This window comes from Arthrobacter sp. P1_B3 (assembly GCF_056406615.1).
Genome location: NZ_JBFTZV010000004.1, coordinates 244,987 through 251,150 on the forward strand (window position 1 = coordinate 244,987; position 6,164 = coordinate 251,150).

The window sequence follows — 6,164 nt, forward strand, 5'->3', positions numbered from 1 at the left end:
GGGGCCGGCATTACTGGCCCCGTGTCCCGTCGGATGGTCCGTCGTGCCACGGTCCGTCGTGTCCGGGTCCGTCGGGCCGGAATTCCTCGGGCTCAGGCCTGTCGAGGCCGGTGGCGGCGCTTGCCTGCACCGCGGGACCGCCGTGATCCTTGGCCTTCTTGGCATTGAACTTCTTCTGCCGCGGGTCAAAGGCGTCCCGCAGGCCGTCGCCGATGAAGTTGATGCTGAGGCAGATGAGCACGATGAACAGGCCCGGGAACCAGAAGAGCCAGGGCCTGGTGGCGAAGGCCTGCTGGTTCTGCGAGATGAGCAGGCCCAGGGACGTGTCCGGGGCCTTGACGCCGACTCCGAGGTAGCTCAGCGCCGTTTCCGTGAGGATCGCGGCGGACATTGTCAGGGTCACGTTCACGATCAGCACGCCGACGGCGTTGGGCAGGATGTGCTTGAAGATGATCCTGGCATTGCTGGCGCCGGAAATCCGGGCTGCATCGACGAACTCGCGTTCGCGCAGGGACAGGAATTCGCCGCGCATCAGGCGGGCCAGGGCGACCCAGCTGATCAGGCCCAGGAAGATTCCGAGGGCCAGGACGCCGTTGGTGCTGGCGAACGAAGCGAACCAGCTCCCCTGGTCCCGGCGGCCGGCGAGCTGCGCCATGACGGCCGCCAGCAGCAGGGCGGGAATGATGATGATGACGTCGGTCAGGCGCATCAGGATGGCCTCGGCCCAGCCGCGGAAGTACCCGGAGATGGCACCGACCACCACGCCGATCAGGCCGGCGATGAGGCCGATCACGATCATGATGGTGATGGACTGCTGCGCGCCGCGCATGGTCATGGCGAAGAGATCGCGGCCGATCCGGTCCTGGCCGAACGGATGTTCGCCCCACGCCAGCGGCCACAACGAGGAGGTGGGTTCGCCGCCGTTGACCAGGGGCGAGACTTGCGTGTGGGTGTACTTCCACCAGCCGGGGATTCCCAGGTAGCCCACGGAGGTGAAGGCCAGGACAAAGATGAAGGCGAAGACGATGAGGCCGATGATGGCGCCGGAATGTCCGAGGAACCGTTTCCGGACGATTTGGCCCTGGCTGAGGCCCTTGGCTTCGAGGACCGGCTCGATTCCGGCCGCGGCTGAGATCCGGGAGGCGTCTTCGGCCATGATTTCTTCCTGCTGGCTTGGCTGGCTCATGCTTTTACCCTTACGCGCGGATCCAGTGCGGAGTAGGCGAGGTCCGCGATGAGGTTGAAGACCATGGCCGTGATGGCCACGCAGATGAAGACGCCCATGACGGGGTTGGGATCGACGTGCGCGATCCCGTCCAGGAAGAGGAATCCCATGCCGCGGACCGAGAAGACGGTTTCGGTGATGACGGCGCCGCCGATCAGTGCCCCTATGTCGAACGCCACGATCGTGGCGATCGGGATCAGGGCGTTGCGGAACGCGTGGCGCATGATGACGGTCCGCTCGCTCAGGCCCTTGGCCCGCGCCGTGCGGATGTAGTCCATGTTCATGATTTCGAGCATCGAGGCCCGGGTGAACCGCGTGTAGCTGGCCAGCGAAATGAGGATCAGGGCCAGGGTGGGCAGGATCAGGTGGGTAAAGGAGTCGAGGCCCAGGACCCAGAAGTCGCCCTGGATGTTCGGCGTGCTGGCACCGATAGTCGCGATCGGCCGGCCGCGCACACGGCTGTTGTTGAAGTAGCTGGGCCATGCCTGCATGTAGCGGTCCAGCAGGATCAGGAAACCGACCAGGAACGAGGTGATGGCCGCGGCGCGCATGGACTGCCCGCGGTCATAGCCTCCCATCAGGTAGCCGATGCCCATGCCGATCAGGACAAAGGCGATCGCCAGCACCACGATCATCACGAACGTGGCCTCGTTGAGCAGCGGCTGAAGGAGGAAGTACAGCACGACGCCGACGCCGACGGCGATGAGGGCCGACTGAAGGGCCTTGCGGTTCTTCAGCCCGGCGGAGAGCAGGGTCACGGCGAAGGCGATGCCCGCACCGGCGATGGCGATGACCACGGGCCCCAGGCCCGGCGTCTTGAACCATTCGGTGGCGGAGAAGTAGATGAGCACCGCGGTGACGAAGGCGAAGGCGACGGCGCCGGCCAGCAGCCGGCGCCGCATGGGTCCGCCCGCCGCGACGGCTGTCACTGCGCCGACGACGACGCCGATGCCAAGCGCCGCTGGCAGCGGCACGTCGGGGTTTCTCAGGAAGTTGTTGAAGCCGATGGCGCCGAATTCCTTGAGCAGGACGGCCACCCAGAAGATCGGCAGGGAGAAGAAGAGGAAGGCCATGAACGTGACGCCGTAGTCCAAAGTGCTGTACTGCCGCAGGGCGGTGATGATGCCCAGGGTGATGCCGATCAGGATGGCGAGCACCGTCGCCGCGGTGACGAGGGTCAAGGTCTGGATGAGCGCATTGCCGAGGGCCTCGGTGATGGGCTGGCCGGCGATGTTTTTCCCGAGGTCACAGGAGTTGGCGAACGGAACGAGGCACTGGACTGCGCCGCCGAACCATTTGAAGTACCGCAGCGGTGCCGGGGTGTCCAGCTGCAGGAGCTCGGTCCTCGCGTCCATGAGCTGCTGCTTCTGCGGCGAGGGGTTGGCGCGGAATTCCTCCAGGGGATCACCGGACGCCGCTGTCAGGAGATACACGAAGTAGGACGCGCCGAGAAGAATGAGGGCGGCAGTCACGAGCCGCCGGAAGATGTAGGTCACCATTGGAATAGAACCTCGGAATTCGGGCCCAGGGATTGCCCGGACCGGTCGCGGAGTTTGGCCGGTTCCCGCCGATGTGGCGGCGGGACCACGGCATCGCCAGGATATCGCCAGAAAGGCGTCGGGACCGAAGAAGCTGTGGTCCCGACGCCTTTCCAGCAGTGTTACTTAGGGTCGCGGGCTACTTCTGTGCCCATTCCCAGAAGTTCCACCAAACGCCGGTCTGGTTCGGCATGTACTTCACACCGGTGATGCGGTCGCTGTATGCGTCCACGCCAACCGACTGGAAGAGCGGAAGGCCGTAGGCCGAATCCCAGATCATCTTGTCGATCTGCGCAACGAGGCCGTCCTGCTTGCTCTTGTCGGTGGTGACAATCAGTTCGTCCATCAGCTTGTCGGCTTCAGGGTTGCTGAACTGGTTGAAGTTGGAGTCGTTGCCGGACTTGAAGATCTGCGGAACGCCGGACACGCCGACACCCGAGTTGCTCCAGCCGAAGATGGTGGCGTCGTAGCTGCCGTCACCGAGGGCCTTGCCCCAGTCAGACTTGCCGAGACCGCCGTCGACGATCTTGAAGCCGGCCTTGGTGGCGGACTCGCTGATCAGGGAGTAGGCGTCAACACGGTTGGGGTTGTCCTTGTTGTACATGATGCGAACTTCGGGGGTGGCGCCGTTGAGGAGCTTCTTGGCACCCTCGATATCCACACCCTGGTAAGCGGAGGAGCCGTTGTTCTTGGCCGATTCGGCGTACGGGGCCTGGTCCGGAACGAAGAGCTGGGAGTCAAGAGGTGCAGCGTTCGGATCCAGCTTCTTGACGATCTTGTCGACGATGTCCGTACGCGGGACGGCCTTCATGAACGCCTCGCGGACGTTCTTCTCGGCAAACGGGCCCGAGTAGTTCAGGTCGATGTGGTCGTACGCGAGCTGGTTGCCGACGTCGACCTTCACGCCCTGGCTTTCGAGTGCCTTGAGCTGCTCCACGGTGTCCGCGGATGCCTGCGGGGCGATGATGTCTGCCTCGCCGTTCTTGAGTGCCTGGACCTGGGCGGGTGCCTCACCGATGTAGCGGACGGTGATTTCGTCCAGCTGGGCTTCCGGACCCCAGTTGTAGTCCTTGTTCTTGACCATGGTCAGGGACTGGTCCTGGTTGACGCTCTTGACGATGAACGGGCCGTTGGAGAGGTAGAGGCTCGGATCGGCCGGCAGGGTCTTGGTGTCAAAGCCGGTGTTCCACAGGTCCGACATGGCCTTGAGCTGCGCGTTCGCCGGCTTGGGGGCCTTGGAGTCGCCGCGGGGCATGCCCTTCAGCAAGTCAATGAACGCCTTGGTGTCAGCCAGGCCCGCCTTCTTGGCGAGGACGTGGGCCGGGATGTCGATGCCGGGGCCGCCGATAGCGATTTCCCAGTCGGCGAACGGCTTGGAGTACTTCAGCGTCATGCTGCGGCCGTCGTCACCGAGTTCCGGGAAATCGGTGAGGGCAATGCCGGTCGGGTCACCCGCGTAGGAGAAGTAGGACGTTCCGGTCTTCCCGTCCGCATCGGCGTCGTTGTAGTAACCGGAGAAAGCAGCCCACTGGAGCACAAGGTCGGCCGCGGTGACAGGCGTGCCGTCCGACCACTTCACGCCGTCGTTGATGGTGTACTTCACCGTCAACGGATCGTCGGAGACCTTTTCCATCTTGCCGAACTTCTCATTGCGAACAACGTTGAGCTTGTTGTCGATGTAGAAGAACCCTGAGTGCGTGGCGTAGCTGACCTTTGAGTTAATGTCAGTGTTTCCATCGGCCGTGTTCGGGTTGAACGTATTGAACGCGTTGACCTCTACTACGGTTGCCGATCCGCCTTGCTTGCTTGCTGCGGCCGCAGTGGTCGGGGTTGTCCCGCCGCTGTTGCCCGCGCAGGCGCTGAGGGCGATGGCAGCTGCTGCCGCCACGCCCACTGCTTTGGAAATACGACCCAAGCGCATTCCGCCTCCTTGTTTCTGTGGTGTGGGTGAGACCGGCGCCAAAAGCGCCAGACAGACGTCCACACTCCCCCAGCGGCAGTGTGGCCCGTCTCACATGGCATGAAGCGTAAACCCCAAAGCCCGCTCGGAGCCACCAAAGTTGACCGACTGTAAAGTTCGTTACCGAGCTGCAACATTGGACAGGTTCCGCAGGGCCAGCTTTCCACAGAAACGTTGACGGCGGCGTAACAAAAAGATAAAAGAGCCGCACACAGGAAAAGCCCCGATCCGAAAATCGAGGCTCCTCCAGTTAATCGTTAATTACTTGGCAGAATTACCGCGCTGCCGGGCGGCGGCCGTCAAACGTTGAAACGGAATTCGACCACGTCGCCGTCGGCCATGATGTATTCCTTGCCTTCGATCCGGACCTTGCCGCGGGCCTTCGCCTCGGCCATGGAGCYGGCCTCGATGAGGTCTTCGAAGGAGACGACCTCGGCCTTGATGAAGCCGCGCTGGAAATCGGAGTGGATCACACCGGCGGCCTGCGGGGCGGTGTCGCCCTGGCGGATGGTCCACGCGCGGGTTTCCTTGGGGCCGGCCGTGAGGTAGGTCTGCAGTCCGAGGGTGTGGAAGCCGACGCGGGCCAACTGGTCCAGCCCGGATTCATCCTGGCCGTTCATTTCCAGCATCTCGCGGGCTTCTGCCTCGTCGAGCTCCACCAGGTCGGACTCAAGCTTGGCGTCCAGGAAGATGGCGTCGGCCGGAGCCACCAGGGCACGCAGTTCCGCCTGCTTCTCCGGGCTGCCCAGGATGCCCTCGTCGGAGTTGAAGACGTAGATGAAGGGCTTGGCCGTCAGCAGGCCGAGTTCCTTGAGGTGCTCCATCTCCAGCTTGTCGCTCTTGATGGAGGAGAAGATGGTGTCGCCGCGCTCCAGCACCGCCTGCGCCGCCAGGATGGCTGCCAGCTCGGCCGCATCCCGCTTCTTGATCTTTACTTCTTTTTCGATCCGGGGGATGGCCTTTTCGATGGTCTGCAGATCGGCCAGGATCAGCTCGGTGTTGATCGTCTCCATGTCGGAGCTGGGATCGACCTTGCCGTCGACGTGGATGACGTCCGGGTCATCGAACACGCGGACAACCTGCGCGATGGCCTCGGCCTCGCGGATGTTGGCGAGGAACTGGTTACCGAGGCCCTCGCCCTCGGAGGCGCCCTTGACGATGCCGGCGATGTCCACGAAGGACACCGCGGCGGGCAGCAGGCGCGCGGAGCCGAAGATGCCGGCCAGCTTTTCAAGCCGGGAATCCGGCAGGTTCACGACGCCGATGTTGGGCTCGATCGTGGCGAACGGGTAGTTCGCCGCGAGGACCTGGTTGCGGGTCAGTGCGTTGAAAAGGGTTGATTTGCCGACGTTGGGCAGTCCGACGATGCCAATAGTAAGTGCCACGAGCATATATTCTACCCGCACGCGCCGGCGATCGTTGCGGCGGCCGGTGCTGGGGC

At 63.6% G+C, this 6,164-nt stretch carries 4 protein-coding genes; all 4 read right to left on the reverse strand.

From position 1 onward, the window contains the following. Positions 1-10: 10 nt before the first annotated feature. The 4 genes from AC1D2F_RS06725 to ychF all read right to left on the reverse strand — a co-directional run bounded on the left by AC1D2F_RS06725 (position 11) and on the right by ychF (position 6,108). Positions 11-1,156, reverse strand: coding sequence for an ABC transporter permease (locus tag AC1D2F_RS06725; RefSeq protein WP_476966441.1), 1,146 nt, complete (start codon positions 1,154-1,156; stop codon positions 11-13). Positions 1,157-1,182: 26 nt separating this feature from the next. Beyond that, positions 1,183-2,724: an ABC transporter permease gene (locus AC1D2F_RS06730; RefSeq protein WP_229994654.1), complete on the reverse strand. Its 1,542-nt coding sequence runs from the start codon at positions 2,722-2,724 to the stop codon at positions 1,183-1,185. Positions 2,725-2,902: 178 nt separating this feature from the next. After that, positions 2,903-4,684: an ABC transporter family substrate-binding protein gene (locus AC1D2F_RS06735; RefSeq protein WP_229994655.1), complete on the reverse strand. Its 1,782-nt coding sequence runs from the start codon at positions 4,682-4,684 to the stop codon at positions 2,903-2,905. A gap of 338 nt (positions 4,685-5,022) precedes the next feature. Next, a complete protein-coding gene (ychF, locus tag AC1D2F_RS06740) occupies positions 5,023-6,108 on the reverse strand; it encodes a redox-regulated ATPase YchF (protein ID WP_476966442.1) in 1,086 nt (361 codons plus the stop codon). Between the last annotated feature and the right edge of the window lie 56 nt (positions 6,109-6,164).